Below are 19,786 nucleotides of genomic sequence, written 5' to 3'. Positions count from 1 at the left end.
ATATTATTTTCGGCTTCCCCTGTCAAAGATGGCATCGCACCGGTGCAAGCGCCCGTGCGGCCCCTTTCCGCGCCTCCCGATGAAGATCGTCCTCGCCTCCACCTCGGCTTACCGCCGCATGCTCCTCGAACGCTTCGGCCTGCCTTTCGAGACCGATCGGCCGGAGGTCGACGAAACCGCGCTGCCGGGCGAGGCTCCGCCAGCCACCGCCGAACGCCTCGCGCTCGCCAAGGCCCGCGCGGTCGCCGCGCGCCACCCGGACGCCCTGGTGATCGGCAGCGACCAGGTCGCCCACCTGGGCGATGAGGTGTTCGGCAAGCCCGGTACCGTGGAGCGCGCCGTTGCACAGTTGCAGCGCATGCGCGGCCAGTCGGTGGTCTTCCATACCGCGCTGGCCCTGCTCAATACGGCCAATGGCCGCGTGCAGCAGGGCGCGGTGCCGACCACCGTGCGCTTCCGCGCGCTCTCCGATGCGGAAATCGTGCGCTATGTGGACAAGGAGCGCCCGCTCGACTGCGCCGGCAGCGCCAAGTCCGAGGGGCTGGGCATCACCCTGCTCGAAGCCCTGTCCGGCGACGACCCCACCGCGCTGGTCGGCCTGCCGCTGATCGAACTCGCCCGCATGCTGCGCGCCGAAGGCGTGGAGCTGCCGTGAGTACGCCGCGCGGCACGCTGTATCTGGTTCCGGTCAGCCTGGGCGACGTACCCTGGCAGCACTTCCTGCCCGCGCAGGCCCAGACGGTGGCGGCTGGCCTGCAGCATTTCGTCGTCGAGAACGCCAAGACCGCGCGCGCCCAACTGAAGCTGCTCGACTACCCCGGCGCCCTGCGCGACACCGACATCCGCGAACTGCCGCGCGAGGAAAGCCCCGCCGCGCTCGATGCCCTGCTCGCCCCGGCGCTGGCCGGGCACGACATCGGCCTGATGTCGGAAGCCGGCTGCCCGGCGGTGGCCGACCCCGGCGCCCGCCTGGTGGCGCGCGCGCACGCGCTGGGCATCCGCGTGGTGCCGCTGGTCGGCCCCTCTTCCATCCTGCTCGCGCTGATGGCTTCCGGCCTCAACGGACAGAGTTTCGCCTTCCACGGCTACCTGCCGGTGGGCGACGCCGAGCGCGACGCCCGCCTGCGCGCGCTGGAAGAGGAATCGCGCCGCCAGCAGCGCACGCAGATCTTCATCGAGACGCCCTACCGCAACGAACGCATGCTGGACGCGCTGCTGCGCGTGTGCCGCGCCGAAACCCGGCTGTGCATCGCCCGCGAACTGACCACCGCGCAGGAATGGGTGCGCAGCCAGCCGGTCGCCGAATGGCGCCGCGCGCCGCGCCCGGAACTGGCCCGCCGCCCAGCGTTGTTCCTGCTGTTGGCCTGATCAGCCTTCTTCGACGATGAACACCTGTCCGTCGCGCTCGACGATCTCCAGCGCGCGCAGACTCCTGCCCTTGCACGGCCCCATCTCGCAGAAACCGTCGCCGGCGCGGTAATGTGCGCCATGCGCGGCGCACACCAGGTAGTGCCCGGTGAGGTCGAAAAAATGCCCGGGCAGCAGATCGAGCTCCACCGGTACGTGCGCACAGCTGTTCAGATAGGCGTGCACCTTGCCGCCGTAGCGCACCGCGAACGCCGCGCGCGCCTCGCCCCAGCGGGTGACCTCGAAGCGTACCCCGCCACCGCCGTCGGCCAGATCGGCCGAGGCGCAGATCAGGCGTTCGCGTGCAGCCATGCGGACAGCGCCTGCGGCGTATCCAGGCAGGCCAGCGGCGCCTCGGCCTCCAGCACCTCGCGCGGATGCGCACCGAAGCTCACCGCCAGCCCGGCCACCCCGGCATTCTTCGCCATCAACAGATCGTGGGTGGTATCCCCCACCATCAGCACCCGCTCGCGCAGTACGCCCAGTTCGTCCATCAACTGCTCCAGCATCGCCGGATGGGGCTTGGAAAAACACTCGTCCGCGCAGCGCGTGGCGTGGAAGAACGGCCCCAGCCCGGAATGATCGAGTGCGCGGTCGAGCCCCACCCGGCTCTTGCCGGTGGCCACCGCGAGCATGCGCCCGCGCGCGGCAAGCGCCTCGATCATCGCGAAAGCGCCGGGGAACAGGGTGAGTTCGTGGTCACGCGACAGGTAATGGTGACGATAGCGCTCCACCATGCGCGGATAATCGCGCTCTGCCAGTTCGGGAACCGCATGACGCAGGGCATCGCCCAGCCCCAGGCCGATCACGTGGCGGGCGCGCGATTCCGGTGGCTCCGGCAGGCCGAGATCGCGGCAGGCGGCAAGGATCGACGAGACGATCGCCGCCGCCGAATCGAGCAGCGTGCCGTCCCAGTCGAAAACGATCAGATCGAAACCCCGCACCGATTGCGCGGCGTTCGCTGCAGGCTCAGCCATGTTCGGGTTCGTCCTCGGCATCCAGATGATCGATGAAACGCTGCAGGTCTTCCGGCAGCGGCGATTGCAGCGCCAGTTCCTCGCCCGTCAACGGATGGCGGAAACGCAGGCTGGCGGCATGCAGGAACATGCGTTTCAGGCCTTCGCCCTCCAGCGCCTTGTTGAGCGCGAAATCGCCATATTTGTCGTCGCCGGCCAGCGCAAAACCCAGGTGGGCAAGGTGCACACGAATCTGGTGCGTACGCCCGGTCTTCAGTTCCACCTCGACCAGCGAGAAGCGCTTCCAGCGCCGCACCAGGCGCACCACGCTGTGCGCCGGCTTGCCCTCGGCGCTGACGCGTACGCGGCGCTCGCCGTCGGCGGTTAGATATTTGAACAGCGGCGCCTTGATATGTTGCAGCGGATTGCTCCAGCGCCCCGGCACCAGCGCGAGATAGCGCTTTTCCATGCTGCCCGCACGCAGCATGTCGTGCAGCGCGGTGAGCGCGGAGCGCTTCTTGGCGACGATCAGCAGGCCCGAGGTCTCGCGGTCCAGGCGGTGCGCCAGCTCCAGCATGCGCGCCTGCGGGCGCTGGCTGCGCAACTGCTCGATGACCCCGTGGCTGACGCCGCTGCCGCCATGCACGGCCTTGCCGGCCGGCTTGTCGATGACCACCAGCGCATCGTCCTCCCAGGCCACCGGCAGCGGCTTGCCGGCCGGCGCGGGCGTATCGACCTCGCGCTCGGCGATGCGGATCGGCGGAATGCGCACCTCGTCGCCCTCTTGCAGGCGATAGGTCTGGCGCACCCGGCGCCCGTTCACGCGCACCTCGCCCCCGCGCAGAATGCGGTACACATGACTCTTGGGCACGCCCTTGGCGATGCGCATCAGCCAGTTGTCGATGCGCTGGCCGGCCGCCGCCTCGTCGATCCGTTCATGGCGTACCGCGATTGCTTTACCTTGCATCGTCATCCCGAATATACTTGCCGCTCGGTACGGTCCGGTTGCGCCGACTCCCCCGCTGCGAATGCGCGGACGGCAGGACGGCGACGAGCCCCCAGAGGTGAGCTCCCGGACGACCGAAGCGCGACATCGCCGCCCAAAAAAGGCGTCGATGGTAACGCAAACCGCAATCTTCGACACACTCCAGCCTGACCGCTGGACCTTGACGCGTCACTTCCACGCAGGAATCAACGGTTCCCGCGCGGTGCGCCGGAACCGGCTGCGCCCGTGAGAACAAGAGACATCGACCAGCCGACCCATCAAAGCCAGACAACAACGGATGAAAGAAGCCCTACCCAACCGCTCCTGAACCCGTAAGCGCGATGGTGCGCGCCGTTCGTCCTGCCCGTGGAATGCTTCGCGGGAGAACGATCAAAAATGAAGCGCATGCTTTTCAATGCGACGCAGGCCGAGGAACTGCGCGTCGCAATCGTGGATGGTCAGAAACTGATCGACCTCGATATCGAATCGGCCGCCAAGGAACAACGCAAGAGCAACATCTACAAGGCGGTCATCACCCGCCTCGAGCCCAGCCTCGAAGCCGCCTTCGTCGATTACGGCGCCGAGCGCCACGGCTTCCTGCCGTTCAAGGAAATCGCCCGCGCCTACTATCAGCCCGGCGCAGACGGCAAATCGAGCATCAAGGAAGCCCTGCGCGAAGGCCAGGAGCTCATCGTCCAGGTCGAGAAGGACGAACGCGGCAACAAGGGCGCCGCGCTGACCACCTACATTTCCCTGGCCGGCCGCTATCTGGTGCTGATGCCCAACAACCCGCGCGGCGGCGGTGTTTCGCGCCGCGTCGAGGGTGACGAGCGCGCCGAACTGCGCGAAGTCATGGACCAGCTCGAAGTGCCCGCCGGCATGAGCCTGATCGCGCGCACCGCGGCCATCGGGCGCAGCGCCGAGGAACTGCAGTGGGACCTCAACTACCTGCTGCAGCTGTGGCGCGCCATCGACGGCGCCGCGCAGGAGCAGACCGGCGCCTTCCTGATCTACCAGGAAGGCAGCCTGGTGATCCGCGCCATCCGCGACTACTTCCAGCCGGACATCGGCGAAATCCTCATCGACACCGACGACGTGCATGAACAGGCCCGCCAGTTCATGGCCCACGTCATGCCCAACAACGTCAACCGCGTGAAGCGCTACAACGACGACGTGCCGTTGTTCTCGCGCTTCCAGATCGAACACCAGATCGAATCGGCCTACTCCCGCCAGGTCAACCTGCCTTCCGGCGGCGCGGTGGTCATCGACCACACCGAGGCGCTGGTGTCCATCGACGTGAACTCCGGACGCGCCACCAAGGGCGCCGACATCGAGGAAACCGCCTTCCGCACCAACCTGGAAGCGGCCGACGAGATCGCCCGCCAGCTGCGCCTGCGCGACCTGGGCGGCCTGATCGTCATCGACTTCATCGACATGGAGTCGCAGAAGAACCAGCGCGAGGTGGAGAACCGCCTGCGCGACGCCCTGCGCCACGACCGCGCCCGCGTGCAGACCGGCAAGATCAGCCGCTTCGGCCTGCTCGAACTGTCGCGCCAGCGCCTGCGCCCGGCGCTCGCCGAGACCAGCTACATCCCCTGCCCGCGCTGCAACGGCACCGGCCATATCCGCAGCACCGAATCCTCGGCGCTGCACATCCTGCGCATCCTCGAAGAGGAAGCAATGAAGGAGAACACCGGCGCGGTGCACCTGCAGGTGCCGGTGGACGTGGGCACCTTCCTGCTCAACGAGAAGCGGGTGGACATCGCGCGCATCGAGATGCGCCACAAGATCCAGCTCATCATCGTGCCCAACCGCCACCTGGAAACGCCGCAGCACGAGATCATCCGCCTGCGCCACGACCAGCTCAACCTGGAAGACATCGCGCTGGCGAGCTACCAGATGGCCGCCAAGCCGGCCGAAGCCGACCTGCGCCTGCCGGCCAAGAACGGCGAAGGCAAGCCGGCCCGCCCGGAAGCCGCAGTCAAGGGCATCTCCCCCGAACAACCCGCCCCCATCGCCGAAAGCAAGCCGGCGGCACCCGCCGCGCCGGCCGCCAAGCCCCAGGGCAGCGGCCTGTTCGCCCGCCTCATGGGCTGGCTGCGCGGCGAACGCCCGGCCAGCGCCCCGGCCGCGCAACCTGCCGCCGCCGGCACTGGCGCGCAGAAGCGCGACAGCCGTGGCCGCGGCCGCGGCGATACGCGCCGCGAAGGCAGCCGCAACCGGCGTGACGGCCAGGGCCAGAACGCCCGCGGCGAACGCGAGGAAGGCGGCAACAGCCGCAGCCGCGCCGACAAGACCGAACAGACCGCGGAACGCGAGAAGCCGCAACGCGCCGAGCGGACGGAGCGCACCGAACGTCCTGAACGCACCGAGCAGCGGGCCGAGCGCGCCGAAGGCGGCCGTGGCCGCAACGGCCGTGGCCGCAACAGTCCGCGCAACAACGCCGAAGCCGCCACCACCGACAAGGCCGCCGAAACGCCGGCCGTCGAGCTCGCCACCGCCGCGCTCGTCGCGCCGGCAGCGATCGAAGGCAATGCCGACAGCGTGCCGGACACCCAGGCCGCCGGCGAGGAAGGCGGCACCGAGAAGCGCCGCCGCCGCAGCCGCGGCCGCCGCGACCGTCGCGCCAATGGCGAGCAAGGCGCGACCGACGTGATCGCCGCCGAAGGCGCCAGCGAAGCAGCGGAAGAAGGCGGCGTGCAGAGCGAAGCCCCCGCACCGGTGCCGGTCGGCGCGGTGGAAACCATCGCCCCGGCCGAGGACAGCGCACCGGCTCCGCTGCCGGTGGTCCTCGCGGACGCCGCGCAGCCCGCAGCGGACACGGAGCAGGAAGCCGCCCAGCCGGCCGCTCGCACGGAAGCGCCTCAACAAGGCGAACTGCCGATCGACGACGTCCCGGCCCCGGTCGTGGACGAGGCCGCCGAACCGGCTCTCAGCGACGCCGCGCAAGACGCCGCGCCGGTGACGGCGGAGGAAGCCTCCCCCGCCCTGATGAACGGCGTGGAAACGGCCGAAGCCGTGGTCGCGGAAGCGGCTGCCGGTACGGCGGAAGAAACCCCCGCCGTGGCCGAAGTGGCGCTGGCCGTTGCCGCCGAGCCCGCGCCTGCCGAGGAAATCGTCCAGCCCGCCGCAGTGGAAGCGGCGCCGGTGCTGATCGCCGAACCGGTGGCGGCCGATGTGGCGCCGTCGCACTCGCCGGCCGCGCCGATCGACCTCGGCGACCCCCTGGAGCAGAGCGGCCTGGTGATGATCGAGACCAGCCGCGACAAGCTCGCCGACACCGTCGGCCAGGTCGAGCCGCCCGCTCAGCAGCCGCTGGGCCGCCGGCCGAAGCCGGTGCAGCCGCTGCCTGACGAACCGCTGCAGCAGGTGGAAACCGTCCGCAAGGATTGATCCACTACCGCGTGCAGACGCACGAACGGGCCGCCATGTCCTCGGGCATGGCGGCCCGTTCGCTTTTCGGCCCGCTCCGGGGTACCGCCTATACTGCATACATCCGCGCCCACAGCAGTGGTGCTGCCAGGGCCTGCCAGGAAATCCGGATCTGCATTCCCGCCCGGCACCTCGCCTACCGGGCACGCATCAGGAGGAGCCCCATGGATACCTTCGAACTCGACGGCCGCTGCCTGTGCGGCGCGGTACGCATCGCCGCCACGGCGGCCAGCCATGAAGTCGGCGCCTGCCACTGCGGCATCTGCCGCAGATGGTCGGGCGGGCCGATGTTCGCCTTCGAATGCGTGGGTGCACCGCGCATCGAAGGCGAAGCGCAGCTCGCCGTCTATCCTTCCTCCGACTGGGCGGAACGCGGTTTCTGCAAGACCTGCGGCACCCACCTGTTCTACCGCCTGCGCGACGGCAGCCATTACGCCGTGCCGGTGGGACTGGTGGATGGCGGACAGCCGTGGCTGTTCGACAGCCAGATCTTCATCGACGACAAACCCGTCTGGTACCGCTTTGCCAATGCCACGCGCGATCTCACCGGCGCGGAAGTGTTCGCGCTCTACGCTCCGCCCGGCACGCAGGGCTGAAACACCCGCCGGCGGCTCTTGAGCCCGCGTGTCTTACGGATCATACTTTGAACTGTATTTTTGAACAGTTCAAAGTATGGCCATGCCCGAACCGCCCCCCGCCTCTTTCACGCCAGTACCGCGCGGACGCGGCAGCACGCTGTCGCCCGACAGCCGCTACGCGGCCTGGACGCGCATCCACGATGCGGAAGAGGCTCTGGCCGCGCACGGCATCGCGGGCGCCGATTGCGACGATGGCGAAGACGGCTGCAACCCGGCCACCGTGCTGGAAATCGACCGTGCGCGTAGCGTGCTGTCCTACAACCACTCGCCGGACATTCCCTTCGACCGCTCGATCAACCCCTATCGGGGCTGCGAGCACGGCTGCAGCTACTGCTTCGCGCGTCCCACGCATGCCTACCTGGGCCTCTCGCCGGGCCTGGATTTCGAGACCCGGCTGAGCTGGAAGCCCGATGCCGCCCGCCTGCTGCGCGCCGAACTGGCCCGCCCCGGCTACCGCTGCGCGCCCATCGCGCTGGGCGTGAACACCGACGCCTACCAGCCCGTGGAGCGCCGCCTGGGCATCACCCGGCAGATCCTCGAAGTGCTCGCCGCCACCCGCCATCCGGTGCACGTCATCACCAAGTCCGCGCTGATCGAGCGCGATGTGGACCTGCTCGCCGATCTGGCGCGCGACGGGCTGGCCCAGGTGATGTTCTCGGTGACCACGCTGGACGACGAACTGGCGCGCCGCATGGAGCCGCGCGCGGCGCGGCCGGCACGCCGGCTGGCGGCGATGGCGCGGCTAGCGCGGGCCGGCATTCCGGTGGGCGTGCTGTGCGCGCCGCTGATCCCGGCGCTCAACGACCATGAACTGGAAAGCGTGCTGGAAGCCGCGCAGGCGCATGGTGCGCGCACGGCCGGCTACGTGCTGCTGCGCCTGCCGCACGAGCTGCGCGAACTGTTCGCCGACTGGCTGGTGCGCCACTACCCGGGACGCGCGCGCCACGTGCTGAGCCTGATTGCGCAGACACGCGGCGGCCGCCTCAACGACGCGCGCTTCGGCCACCGCATGCGCGGCCAAGGCGTGTTCGCCGATCTCTACCGCCAGCGCCTGCAACGCGCCTGCGCCCGCCTGGGCCTGCATGCACGCGCCATGCCGGTGTTCGACACCACGCGCTTCCGCCCGCCTGCGGCGGATGCGCGCCAGTTGCGCCTGTTCGACGAGTAGCCAGCACCGAACGCGCCGGCAGCGCCCTCAGCGCGGCAGGCCGAGCTTCTCCAGGATGCCGCGCACACCCGCCTCGCACAGATCGAGCACCGCCTCGAAGCCCGCGTCCCCGCCGTAGTAGGGGTCGGCCACCTCCTCGCCTTGCGTGCCGTGCGCGTAGTCGAGAAACAGCGCCACCTTGGGCTGGTAGACCGGCGGGCACATTTCCAGCATGGATTCGAGATGCTCCTGGTCCATCGCCAGCAGCACATCGAAACGCTGGAAATCGACCACTTCCAGGCGACGCGCGCTCAATCCGGCAAGATCGTAGCCGCGCTTCAGCGCGGCCTTGCGGCTGCGCGGATCGGGCGCCTCGCCGACGTGATAGCCGCTCAGGCCGGCGGAATCCACCTCCACCTCGCCGCCCAGGCCCTCACGCTCGATGAAGGCGCGCGCCACGCCTTCGGCGGTGGGCGAGCGGCAGATATTCCCGGTGCAAACGAACAAGATGCGCTTCATGCGTACGGCTTCCTCCCTCTCTGTCAGAGCCCGTCTCCGGGTCACGCTTCGTCGTGGCGGTCCGCGCCGAAGGCTCGCTGGCGCAGACGGAACAACTCGTCGCGCGCGGCCGCCGCTTTTTCGAATTCCAGGTTGCGGGCGTGTTCCTGCATGGCCTTTTCCAGCTTCTTGATGGCCTTGGCCAGCCCTTTTTCATCCATGACTTCGTAATCGGCACTGTCCTCGGCCACCCGCAGCGCATCGCGCGCATTGCCTTCCGCCGTGCTGTAGACGCCGTCGATGATGTCCTTGATGCGCTTGGTGACCGTCTTCGGCACGATGCCGTGGGCCGCGTTGAAATCGATCTGTTTCTGCCGGCGGCGCTCGGTTTCGCCGATCGCCGCCTTCATCGAATCGGTGATCCGGTCGGCATACAGGATGGCGGTGCCGTGGATGTGGCGCGCGGCGCGGCCGATGGTCTGGATCAGCGAACGCACGGAACGCAGGAAGCCTTCCTTGTCCGCGTCCAGGATGGCCACCAGCGACACCTCCGGGATGTCCAGGCCCTCGCGCAGCAGGTTGATGCCCACCAGCACGTCGAACTCGCCCAGGCGCAGGTCGCGGATGATCTCCACGCGCTCCACGGTGTCGATGTCCGAGTGCAGGTAGCGCACGCGCACGCCGTTCTCGCCCAGGTAGTCGGTGAGGTCCTCGGCCATGCGCTTGGTCAGCACGGTGACCAGCACGCGCTCCTCGGCCGCCACGCGGCGGCGGATCTCGCCGAGCAGATCGTCCACCTGGGTGATCGCCGGGCGCACCGCCACCACCGGGTCGATCAGCCCGGTGGGGCGCACCACCTGCTCCACCACCTGGCCCTGGTGCGCTTCCTCGTAGGCCGCCGGCGTGGCGGAGACGAAGATGGTCTGCGGCATCAGGCGCTCGAACTCGTCGAACTTGAGCGGCCGGTTGTCCAGCGCCGAGGGCAGGCGGAAGCCGTATTCCACCAGGTTGTCCTTGCGCGAGCGGTCGCCCTTGTACATGCCGCCGACCTGCGGCACGGTGACGTGCGATTCGTCCACGAACAGCAGCGCATCCGACGGCAGATAGTCGATCAGCGTGGGCGGCGCCTCGCCCTGCCCGCGCCCGGACAAGTGGCGGGAGTAGTTCTCGATGCCCTTGCAGAAGCCCATCTCGTTGAGCATCTCCAGGTCGAAACGGGTGCGCTGCTCGATGCGCTGCGCCTCCACCAGCTTGTTCTCGCGCTGGAAGAACTTCACCCGTTCGTTCAGCTCCTCCTTGATCGCCTCGATGGCCTTCAGCACCGTGGCGCGCGGCGTCACGTAGTGGCTGGACGGATACACGGTGAAGCGCACCATCTTCTGCTTGAGGTGGCCGGTGAGCGGGTCGAACAGGGTGAGGTGCTCGATCTCGTCGTCGAACATCTCGATGCGCACGGCGAGTTCCGCGTTTTCCGAGGGGAACACGTCCACCACGTCGCCGCGCACGCGGAAGGTGCCGCGGCGGAAATCCATGTCCGAGCGGGTGTACTGCATCGCCACCAGGCGGGCGATCAGGTCGCGGTGGGCAATGCGCTCGCCCTCGCGCAGGTGCAGCACCATGCTGTGGTAGTCCACCGGGTCGCCGATGCCGTAGATGCACGACACGGTGGCCACGATCACCACGTCGCGGCGCTCCATCAGACTCTTTGTGGCCGACAGGCGCATCTGCTCGATGTGCTCGTTGATGCTGGAATCCTTCTCGATGAACAGATCGCGCGAGGGCACGTAGGCCTCGGGCTGATAGTAGTCGTAGTAGGAAACGAAATACTCCACCGCGTTCTCGGGCAGGAACTCCTTGAACTCCGAATACAGCTGCGCGGCCAGCGTCTTGTTGGGCGCCAGCACCAGCGCCGGGCGCCCGCAGCGCGCGATGACATTGGCCATGGTGTAGGTCTTGCCGGAGCCGGTCACCCCCAGCAGGGTCTGGAACATCAGCCCGTCGCCGATGCCTTCCACCAGTTGCTCGATGGCCGTGGGCTGATCGCCGGCGGGCGGAAACGGCTGATGCAGGCGGAACGGACTGCCTTCGTAAGTGATCACGCGCGCGCTGGCCGCAGGACTCGTCATGCTAGAATTTCCGCTTCGTTTCGGGTGGCCGCGGCGCCTCGCAGGACGCCACGCCAAACGTCGATTATTGACCATTTCGCGCGTCACGGCACGGCCTGCCGACCGCCCCGCGGCGCGCCCTTCCCCAACGACTGGAGCCCACATGTCCGCCTCGATCTTCGCCGCCGTCGAAATGGCGCCCCGTGACCCGATCCTCGGTCTCAACGAAGCCTTCAACGCCGATACCCGCAGCGAAAAGGTCAACCTCGGCGTCGGCGTGTACTACGACGACAACGGCAAGATTCCGCTGCTGGGCGCCGTGCGCGCCGCCGAAAAGGCCCGCCTGGAAGCCCAGCCGCCGCGCGGCTACCAGCCCATCGAAGGCCCGGCGGCCTACAACGGCGCGGTGCAGAACCTGCTGTTCGGCAAGGATTCCGCCCTCATCGCCAACGCCCAGGTGGTCACCGTCGAAGCCCTCGGCGGCACCGGTGCGCTGAAGGTCGGCGCCGACTACCTGAAGCGCCTGCTGCCCGGCGCCACGGTGTACATCTCCGACCCGAGCTGGGAAAACCACCGCGCGCTGTTCGAATCCGCCGGCTTCCCGGTGGATACCTACGCCTACTACGACGCGGCCACCCGCGGGGTGAACTTCACCGGCATGAAGACCAGCCTGGAAGCCGCCCCGGCCGGCTCCATCATCGTGCTGCACGCCTGCTGCCACAACCCCACCGGCGCCGACCTTTCCGACGCCCAATGGAACGAGGTGGTGGACGCCTGCCGCGCGCGCGGCCTGGTGCCCTTCCTCGACATGGCCTACCAGGGCTTCGCCGACGGCATCGACGCGGATGCCGTGGCGGTGCGCGCGTTCTCGGCCAGCGGCCTGCAGTTCTTCGTCTCCAGTTCGTTCTCGAAGAGCTTCTCGCTGTACGGCGAGCGCGTCGGCGCGCTGACCATCGTCACCGCCGGCAAGGACGAATCCGCCCGCGTGCTGTCGCAGGTCAAGCGCGTCATCCGCACCAACTACTCCAACCCGCCGATCCACGGCGGCGCCGTGGTCGCGGCCGTGCTCAACTCCGCCGAACTGCGCCAGGAATGGGAAACCGAACTGGCCGGCATGCGCGACCGCATCCGTGCCATGCGCACCGGCCTGGTGGATCAGCTGAAGGCCGCCGGCGCCACGCAGGATTTCTCCTTCGTCGCCAAGCAGCGTGGCATGTTCTCCTACACCGGCCTGTCGGCCGCCCAGGTGGAGCGCCTGCGCGCCGAGTTCGGCATCTACGCCGTGTCCACCGGCCGCATCTGCCTGGCCGCGCTGAACTCGAAGAACATCGGCTACGTGGCCCAGGCCATCGCCGCGGTCACCAAGGGTTGATCTCCGCCACCCCGGCGGCAGGCGAAAAATTGCCGCCGGTTTATTGACGAACCGCCGTTCGCCACCTAGAATGCGCGGCTCTGTTCCTCGATAGCTCAGTCGGTAGAGCGCCGGACTGTTAATCCGTAGGTCCCTGGTTCGAGCCCAGGTCGAGGAGCCAGGAATTCCGTTCCGTGGCCCGCCAGGGAACATGCAGCACACAATTCGTTTATTCCCCGATAGCTCAGTCGGTAGAGCGCCGGACTGTTAATCCGTAGGTCCCTGGTTCGAGCCCAGGTCGGGGAGCCAGAAAAGAAAAAGCCAATCCTTCCGGGTTGGCTTTTTCTTTGGCCCCGCTTCCTGGAAAAGATCAGGGCAGTCCCGGCGGACGGGCCAACTTGCGCTGCAGCGTGCGCCGGTGCATCTTGAGCGCCCGCGCGGTGGCCGAGATGTTGCCATCGTGCTCCGCCAGCACGCGCTGGATGTGCTCCCACTCCACCTGATCCACCGATAGCGGCTGGCTGCCGATTGCATCGTCGATCGCCAGTTCGTCCGCCTGCAGGGCCTTGATCAGGGTTTCCACGTCGGCCGGCTTGGCGAGGTACTGCACCGCGCCGAGCTTGACCGCGTTGACCGCGGTGGCGATGCTGGCATAGCCGGTCAGCACCAGGATGCGTGCATTGGGGTTGATGCCCAGCAGCGGCGCAATGAGTTTCAGCCCGGACTCGCCGTCCAGGTTCAGATCCAGCACGACGAATTCCGGCTCCTGCGCGTCGGCCAGCAACAGGGCCTGCTCCTGGTTGTGCGCGCTGAACACCGTGAAGCCGCGCTGCGCCAGCGCGCGCGACAGTACGCGGTTGAACACCGGATCGTCATCGACCACGAGCAGATGGGGATGGGATGCGCCGGGATGGGGCTCGGCGGCATGGGATGCGTTCATGCGCGGATGCTTTCCAGCGGAACAGTCAGCCGCGCGATCGTACCACCGCCCTCGCGCGCGCCCAGTGCCAGGTCGCCGCCCAGCCGCGCCAGCGTCGCGCGGGCGAGAAACAGGCCGATGCCCAGGCCGTCCGCGCCGGGCGCCACCGGGGCGTGGCCCAGCGTCGCCAGCAAGGGCGGTGGAATGCCGGGGCCGCGGTCCTTCACTTCGATCTGCAGCACGCCCGCGCGCAGGCGCGCGTCGATCTCCACCGCCTGCGGATCCGCATTGGCGGCATTGTCGATCAGCGTGTGCAGGGCTTCGCCCAGCGTGGCATCGGCCACGATCCGGGTATGGGCCAGATCGCCATCGCAGTGCAGGCGCGCGGTCACGTGCGGACGCAGGGCCTGCCAGCGCCGCACGACCCCGCCCACCCAGTCCTCCGCCGGCATCGCCGCACCGCCCTCGGCGCGCAGCGCACCGGCGTCGGCGGTGAGCCCGCCCAGAATCTGCTTGCAGTGCTCCACCTGTTCGCGCATCAGCGCCAGATCTTCCCGCGCCGGCGCGCCCGCGGGCTGGCTGCGCTCGAGCTCGTCGATCAGGATGCGCAGGGTGCCCAGCGGCGTGCCCAGTTTGTGCGCGGCGCTTGCCGCCAGATTGCCCAGGGCGACGATGCGTTCGTCGCGCGCGCGCGCCTCGCGCGCCGCCGCGAGTTCGCGTTCGCGCCGGCGCAGCGCGGCGGTTGCGCGCGCCACGAACCACACCACCACGACGGTGGACAGGGCGAAGGTGAACCCCATGCCGGCCAGATGCCAGTGCATCGCGTCCGCATGGTTGTGGAAGGCCACCGGCCGGTTGAGGTGCCACAGCAGCGAATAGGCCGCCACCGCCAGTGCCGCCAGCAGCCAGCCCAGGGCGGCCGGCAGGATGGCCGCGCCGATGGCCACCAGCGGCAGCAGCAGGGAGATCAGCGGATTGGTGGCGCCGCCGCTGAAATACAGGAAGACGCTCCAGCCGGCCAGGTCGGCCGCGAGCTGGCCGAACAGGACCGGCGCGCCATGGGCCGGACGATACGCCGCCCAGGCGATGCTGAACAGATTCGCCGCGGCCAGTACCAGCGCAACCGCCAACAGATGCGCCTGCGGCAGTTCGATCCCCAGCAGCGGCGGCAGCGCGAATGCCGCGAGCGCCATGCAGCCGACCGACAGCCAGCGCAGCTGCACCAGCCGCGCGAACTGCACGCGCCCCAGCGGCTGCGCGGTGCTTTCCGTGTCCGGGAAGGTTTTCATGAGCCGGGATTATCACGCGCGCGGGACAGCATGGCGCGCATTCCAAAGAAATTTTCGTTTTTGTCCTAAATCAAGGTGAGTCCGGCTGCGCCTCCCCTACAGTGCGAGTGCGACAAATCGTCGCAGCGTCAAAACGACGCACGCGTGGACACGGGCCGCGCAGGGCCGATCACCGATCACCTCTTGTTGAAGGGAGCCGCACCACCATGAGCCAAGACCAAACCACAACGCTCGACGCCCAACCCGATCAGGGCCGTCGCAAATTCCTGAACACCGCGGCCTTCGCCGGCCTGGCCGGCGCCGGCCTGTCCGTGGGCCTGTCGGCTTGCAAACAGGAGCAGGCAGCGGCCCCCGCCGCCGCGGCTCCGGCCGCCGCTCCGCGGGCCGCCGCTGCGGCCAGCGCCGGCGCTGCCGGCAAGTACCACCTCGAACCGGGCGAACTGGACACCTACTACGGCCTGTGGTCCGGCGGCCACACCGGCGACTTCCGCGTGCTGGGCCTGCCCTCCGGACGCGAACTGCACCGCGTGCCGTGCTTCGTGCCGGACGCGCTGGTGGGCTGGGGCCACACCAACGAATCCAAGGCCATCATGGGCACCAAGCCGGATGGCAGCCTGCGCTACACCGTGGCGGATACCCACCACACCCACGCCTCCTACAAGGACGGCAACTACGACGGCCGCTACGCCTGGATCAACGACAAGATCAACAGCCGCATCGCGCGTATCCGCCTCGACTACTTCATCTGCGACAAGATCACCCAACTGCCCAATGTGCAGGGCTTCCACGGCATCTTCCCGGACAAGCGCGACCCGGTGGACCCGGCGATCAACTACACCACCCGCGTGTTCTGCGGCGCCGAGTTCCACACCCCGCTGCCCAACGACGGGCGCGACACGGAAAACACCGAGAAGTACCGCGCGCTGTTCTCCTGCGTCGATGCGGAAACCATGGAAGTGCGCTGGCAGGTGCTGATCGACGGCAACTGCGACCTGGTTGCCACCTCCTACGACGGCAAGCTGGCGGCGTCCAACCAGTACAACACCGAAGGCGGCCACCACTATGAAGGCATGATGTCGGCCGAGCGCGACTCGTGCATCTTCTTCAACATCGCGCGCATCGAGCAGGCGGTCAAGGACGGCAAGTTCACCACCTACGGCGACTCCAAGGTGCCCGTGGTCGACGGCACCAAGGCCACCAACGCCGACCCCGCCACCGCACTGGTGGGCTACGTTTCGGTGCCGAAGAACCCGCACGGCGTGAACGCCAGCCCGGACGGCAAGTACTTCATCTGCGCCGGCAAGCTGTCGCCCACTGCCACGGTGATCGAACTGGCCAAGGTGCTCGACTGGTTCGACGGCAAGCTGGCCGACATCGACCAGGCCATCGTCGCCGAGGTCGAACTGGGTCTGGGGCCCCTGCACACCGCCTTCGACGGTCGTGGCAACGCCTACACCACGCTGTTCCTGGACAGCCAGATGGTCAAGTGGAACATCGACGCGGCCATCAAGTTCCACAGTGGCGACACCTCCGCACAGTATGTGGTCGACCGCCTGGACGTGCATTACCAGCCGGGCCACACCAACGCCTCGCAGTCGGAAACCGTGGCCGCCGACGGCAAGTGGCTGATGGTGGGTTGCAAGTTCTCCAAGGACCGCTTCCTGCCGGTCGGCCCGCTGCACGCCGAAACCGAGCAGATCGTCGACATCTCCGGCGACAAGATGAAGCTGGTGGCCGACCACCCGGTACGCCCGGAGCCGCACGACTTCATCATCTTCAAGCGTGAGCTGCTGAATCCGAAGCAGGTCTACTCGCTCGACGAGTTCCCGCTGGCCGTCAAGGATCCGAAGGAAGCTGGCGTGACCCGCAACGGCAACAAGGTCACCGTGAAGATCACCTCGCTGGCGCCGGCCTTCGATCCGCGCGAATTCACGGTCAAGCGCGGTGACGAGGTCACCATCATCCTGACCAACCTGGACAAGATCGAGGACCTCACCCACGGCTTCGCCATCCCGAACCACAACATCAACTTCATCGTCAATCCGCAGGAAACCGCGTCGGTGACCTTCAAGGTCGATAAGCCGGGTGTGTACTGGTACTACTGCACCCACTTCTGCCACGCGCTGCACCTGGAAATGCGCGGCCGGATGATCGTCGAGGCCTGAGCCGACAACGATATTCCGACTGCGTCACCGCGCACTGGGGCGAGGTTCGCGCCTCGCTCCGTGCAAACCGCTCCTGCCAGGAGCGGGTCGATCGGGTGATCTCTTCGAGGGGCCGCGTGCCCCTCGTTTTTTTGCCTGCGCGCCCGACCACAAAGGCCATCCAGGTGAATTGATACGGAACAAGTACAACTTAAGCATCCGCTTCTAGAGTGGCCGCAACCATGCACAACTCCGCAGCGCCCCTCCAGAGAACATGAAAACGACAATACCGGCCTTCCTGCGCAATCTGCTCGGCGCAGTTTCACTGGCCCTGCTGGTCCCTACGGCCCTGGCCGACGCCTACAACGCCCGGCTGCCGGACGAAATCAACACCGCGCCCGATCTGTGCAGCTACGCGCCCTGTAGCGAAGTGCTGCCCGGCGCCACCGAATTCAGCGAACGCAAGGGCCGGCCGTTCTACGTGGAAGGCTACGCCCAGCGCGATGGCCGGCGCGAACTGGTGGGCTACGTCATGCTGTCCACCGACATCACCGACATTCCCGCCTACTCGGGCAAGCCGGTGGTCACCCTGATCGGCATGGGCCCGCAGGGCCACTTCGCCGGGGTGAAGATCCTCAAGCACTCCGAACCCATCCTGCTGCTGGGCATCCCCGAATCGGCGATGGTGAAGTTCAACGAGCAATACCTGGGCAAATTCGTCGGCGCCAACATCGAAGTGGGCCGCACCCGCCCGGGCGAGGACGTGATCGGCCTGGACGCCATCTCCGGGGCCACGGTCACGGTGATCGCGCAGAACCAGGTGATGATGGCCTCCGGCGGCGCGGTGGCCCGCCAGGTCGGCATCCTGGAGCCCGTGGTGCGCGAGCCGGCGCGCCTCAAGGAAACCGGCGCGGCGCTCGACTGGGGCGCGCTGGTCAAGGAAGGCAGCGTGAAGCGCCTCACCGTGCGTCCGGAACAGGTGGGCCTGCCCCGCGACGGCGGAGCGCCCTTCATCGACCTGTGGTTCGGCTACCTCAACCAGCCGGACGTGGGACGCACACTTCTCGGCGAAACCGCCTGGCGCAACCTGATGACCCAGCTGCGCGAGGACGAGCACGCCCTGTTCGTCCTCCGCAGCGGCGGGCGCGAATCCTTCAAGGGCTCCGGTTTCGTGCGCGGCGGCCTGTACGACCGCGTGCAGGTGCGCCAGGGTTCCGACACCTTCACCTTCCGCGACCTGGATTACCGCAACCTGTACGGCCTGGCCGCCGCCGGCGCGCCAGCCTACGATGAATCAGCCATCTTCATCATCCGCCCGGAACACCAGAGCGCGAGCTTCTCCGCCGCCTATCCGTGGAAGTTCGTGTTCCTCGGCAACCGCGTCGACCGCGCCACCGGCCAGCGCAGCTTCGCCAACTTCGACACCGAATTCTGGATTCCCGCCCACTACCTGGAAGGCGGCCGTCCGGCGATCAAGAAGCCCACCCCGGTATGGCTGCGCGTCTGGCAGACGCGCGCGCTGGAAATCGGCCTGTTCGCCGTGCTGCTGGTGGCGGTGGCCGCGGTGTATGCCCAGCGCGACCGCCTTACGCGTGCTTCCACGCACAAGAACAAGTGGCCGGTGAACGCCTTCAAGTACACCGCCTGGGTGATCAGCATCGGCTACGTGGGCTTCCATCTGATGGCCCAGCCCTCCATCACCCAGGTGCTCACCTGGTTCCACGCCCTGCTGTTCCAATGGACCTGGGAGCTGTTCCTCACCGATCCGTTCATCTTCCTGTTCTGGATCTTCATCATCGTCACCGTCTTCCTGTGGGGGCGCGGGCTGTTCTGCGGCTGGCTGTGCCCGTTCGGCTCGCTCTCCGAGCTGCTCTACAAGGTCGGCGGCGCGATCGGCCTGAAGCGCTACCAGTTCAAGCTGCCCCAGGCCCTGCACGACCGCCTGAAGTGGATCAAGTACGCGGTGTTCTTCGGCCTGCTGGCGGTGTCGGTGTTCTCCATGACGCTGGCCGAGATGCTGGCGGAGGTGGAACCGTTCAAGACCACCTTCCTGGTGGGGCTGTTCAACCGCAGCTGGCCCTACACGCTGTTCGCCGCCAGCCTGCTGGGCCTGTCGATCTTCATCGAACGGCCATTCTGCAAATACCTCTGTCCCCTCGGCGCCGCGCTGGCCATGCCCACCACCTTCCGCTGGTTCGGCCTGAAGCGCAAACAGGAGTGCGACAGTTGCAAGGCCTGTGCAAAGGGCTGCGGTTCGCTGGCGATCGACAAGGACGGCCGCATCGACCCGCGCGAATGCATGTTGTGCCTGGACTGCATGGTGCTGTACACCGACGATCACGCCTGCCCGCCGCTGGCCCAGGAGCGCAAGCGGCGCACCAAGGCCGGCCTGCCGCTGACGCCGATCGGCGCGGACGGCTACTATATTCCCATCAAGCCGGTGCCGGCCGCCAAGCCCGCCGCCGCCTGAGGACAAGGAGAACCCCATGGTCAACCCGACGATGCCCACCGACCCGGTCGAACCGCCCTACGCCGGCCACGGCACCCTGGGCCTGATCGCCGCCGAAATCTGGGACCACCTGTGGCCGTGGAGCCGCCGTGGTTTCGCCGGCCAGCGCGCGCTTCAGGCCGCCGGCCTGGCGCTGGCCGCCGGCGCCACGCTGATGTGGGTGCTGGCCGCGCTGGGCCGTCTGGAAGCCGGCGCCATCATCGGCTGGTGGTTCGGCTGGAGCGTGTTCGAGGTGGTGGTGCGCCTGGGCTCCAAACCCTACGTCAAGGAAGGCCCGTGGTGGGGCCGGCGCTACCGCAGGGCCACGCTGATGGACATGCTGTGCTACGTCGGCTTCAAGAACCTGCTGATCGGCGCGGCCCTGTTCATCGCGCTCAAGTCCACCGGCCTGCTGGTGCTGTAAGGA

At 67.9% G+C, this 19,786-nt stretch carries 16 protein-coding genes and 2 tRNA genes; 11 read left to right on the top strand and 7 right to left on the bottom strand.

Annotation, left to right across the window (positions count from 1 at the left end; all coding sequences use genetic code 11):
• The first annotated feature begins 79 nt into the window (after positions 1 to 79).
• Together E6C76_RS01880 and E6C76_RS01875 are read left to right on the top strand one after the other, a co-directional pair.
• Complete coding sequence (locus E6C76_RS01880) at positions 80 to 655, top strand: Maf family protein (RefSeq protein WP_136346565.1); 576 nt, start codon at positions 80 to 82, stop codon at positions 653 to 655.
• On the top strand, positions 652 to 1,368 hold the full coding sequence (locus tag E6C76_RS01875) for an SAM-dependent methyltransferase (protein ID WP_136346564.1): 717 nt from the start codon (positions 652 to 654) through the stop codon (positions 1,366 to 1,368). The genes E6C76_RS01880 and E6C76_RS01875 overlap by 4 nt, the downstream gene beginning before the upstream one ends.
• Here the strand turns inward: E6C76_RS01875 and E6C76_RS01870 are convergent, their stop codons facing one another.
• The 3 genes from E6C76_RS01870 to E6C76_RS01860 are packed head-to-tail and all read right to left on the bottom strand — an operon-like array spanning position 1,369 to position 3,336.
• Positions 1,369 to 1,719, bottom strand: a complete 351-nt coding sequence (locus E6C76_RS01870) for a Rieske (2Fe-2S) protein (protein WP_136346563.1) — start codon at positions 1,717 to 1,719, stop codon at positions 1,369 to 1,371.
• On the bottom strand, positions 1,698 to 2,384 hold the full coding sequence (locus E6C76_RS01865) for an HAD-IA family hydrolase (RefSeq protein ID WP_136346562.1): 687 nt from the start codon (positions 2,382 to 2,384) through the stop codon (positions 1,698 to 1,700). The genes E6C76_RS01870 and E6C76_RS01865 overlap by 22 nt, the downstream gene beginning before the upstream one ends.
• Positions 2,377 to 3,336 carry an RluA family pseudouridine synthase gene (locus E6C76_RS01860; protein WP_136346561.1) on the bottom strand — a complete coding sequence of 320 codons (960 nt, stop codon included), beginning with the start codon at positions 3,334 to 3,336 and terminating at the stop codon, positions 2,377 to 2,379. Before E6C76_RS01860 ends, E6C76_RS01865 begins: the two co-directional genes overlap by 8 nt.
• Positions 3,337 to 3,744: 408 nt before the next feature.
• On the opposite strand from E6C76_RS01860, the gene E6C76_RS01855 reads away from it, so the two are divergent.
• The 3 genes from E6C76_RS01855 (at position 3,745) to E6C76_RS01845 (ending at position 8,586) form a co-directional block, all read left to right on the top strand.
• Positions 3,745 to 6,741 carry a ribonuclease E/G gene (locus E6C76_RS01855; RefSeq protein WP_136346560.1) on the top strand — a complete coding sequence of 999 codons (2,997 nt, stop codon included), beginning with the start codon at positions 3,745 to 3,747 and terminating at the stop codon, positions 6,739 to 6,741.
• 203 nt (positions 6,742 to 6,944) lie between these two features.
• On the top strand, positions 6,945 to 7,376 hold the full coding sequence (locus tag E6C76_RS01850; protein WP_136346559.1) for a GFA family protein: 432 nt from the start codon (positions 6,945 to 6,947) through the stop codon (positions 7,374 to 7,376).
• A gap of 82 nt (positions 7,377 to 7,458) precedes the next feature.
• On the top strand, positions 7,459 to 8,586 hold the full coding sequence (locus E6C76_RS01845) for a PA0069 family radical SAM protein (protein WP_230976128.1): 1,128 nt from the start codon (positions 7,459 to 7,461) through the stop codon (positions 8,584 to 8,586).
• Between the two features lie 27 nt (positions 8,587 to 8,613).
• Here E6C76_RS01845 and E6C76_RS01840 read toward each other — a convergent pair whose 3' ends face one another.
• Positions 8,614 to 9,084, bottom strand: coding sequence for a low molecular weight protein-tyrosine-phosphatase (locus E6C76_RS01840; protein ID WP_136346557.1), 471 nt, complete (start codon positions 9,082 to 9,084; stop codon positions 8,614 to 8,616).
• 41 nt (positions 9,085 to 9,125) lie between these two features.
• Complete coding sequence (gene uvrB, locus E6C76_RS01835; RefSeq protein ID WP_136346556.1) at positions 9,126 to 11,189, bottom strand: excinuclease ABC subunit UvrB; 2,064 nt, start codon at positions 11,187 to 11,189, stop codon at positions 9,126 to 9,128.
• A 142-nt stretch (positions 11,190 to 11,331) separates the two neighbouring features.
• Here uvrB and E6C76_RS01830 point away from each other — a divergent pair, with 142 nt between their 5' ends.
• From E6C76_RS01830 to E6C76_RS01820, 3 genes are all read left to right on the top strand, one after another.
• Positions 11,332 to 12,540: an amino acid aminotransferase gene (locus E6C76_RS01830; RefSeq protein WP_136346555.1), complete on the top strand. Its 1,209-nt coding sequence runs from the start codon at positions 11,332 to 11,334 to the stop codon at positions 12,538 to 12,540.
• Between the two features lie 84 nt (positions 12,541 to 12,624).
• Positions 12,625 to 12,700 (top strand) — tRNA-Asn (locus E6C76_RS01825).
• A gap of 52 nt (positions 12,701 to 12,752) precedes the next feature.
• A tRNA-Asn gene (locus E6C76_RS01820) sits at positions 12,753 to 12,828 on the top strand.
• Between the two features lie 61 nt (positions 12,829 to 12,889).
• Here E6C76_RS01820 and E6C76_RS01815 read toward each other — a convergent pair.
• Positions 12,890 to 13,459, bottom strand: coding sequence for a response regulator transcription factor (locus E6C76_RS01815; RefSeq protein WP_136346554.1), 570 nt, complete (start codon positions 13,457 to 13,459; stop codon positions 12,890 to 12,892).
• Positions 13,456 to 14,727, bottom strand: a complete 1,272-nt coding sequence (locus E6C76_RS01810; RefSeq protein WP_136346553.1) for a sensor histidine kinase — start codon at positions 14,725 to 14,727, stop codon at positions 13,456 to 13,458. The genes E6C76_RS01815 and E6C76_RS01810 overlap by 4 nt, the downstream gene beginning before the upstream one ends.
• A gap of 206 nt (positions 14,728 to 14,933) precedes the next feature.
• On the opposite strand from E6C76_RS01810, the gene nosZ reads away from it, so the two are divergent.
• From nosZ to E6C76_RS01795, 3 genes are all read left to right on the top strand, one after another.
• Complete coding sequence (gene nosZ / locus E6C76_RS01805; RefSeq protein WP_136346552.1) at positions 14,934 to 16,892, top strand: TAT-dependent nitrous-oxide reductase; 1,959 nt, start codon at positions 14,934 to 14,936, stop codon at positions 16,890 to 16,892.
• A 253-nt stretch (positions 16,893 to 17,145) separates the two neighbouring features.
• A complete protein-coding gene (locus E6C76_RS01800; RefSeq protein ID WP_136346551.1) occupies positions 17,146 to 19,341 on the top strand; it encodes a NosR/NirI family protein in 2,196 nt (731 codons plus the stop codon).
• Between the two features lie 16 nt (positions 19,342 to 19,357).
• Positions 19,358 to 19,783 carry a transcription regulator gene (locus E6C76_RS01795; RefSeq protein ID WP_136346550.1) on the top strand — a complete coding sequence of 142 codons (426 nt, stop codon included), beginning with the start codon at positions 19,358 to 19,360 and terminating at the stop codon, positions 19,781 to 19,783.
• The last annotated feature ends 3 nt before the right edge of the window (positions 19,784 to 19,786 follow it).

Source organism: Pseudothauera nasutitermitis, from assembly GCF_004801295.1.
Lineage (GTDB): Bacteria > Pseudomonadota > Gammaproteobacteria > Burkholderiales > Rhodocyclaceae > Pseudothauera > Pseudothauera nasutitermitis.
Note: the sequence above shows the minus strand (reverse complement) of the source record. Positions and strands in the feature narration are given on the sequence as shown.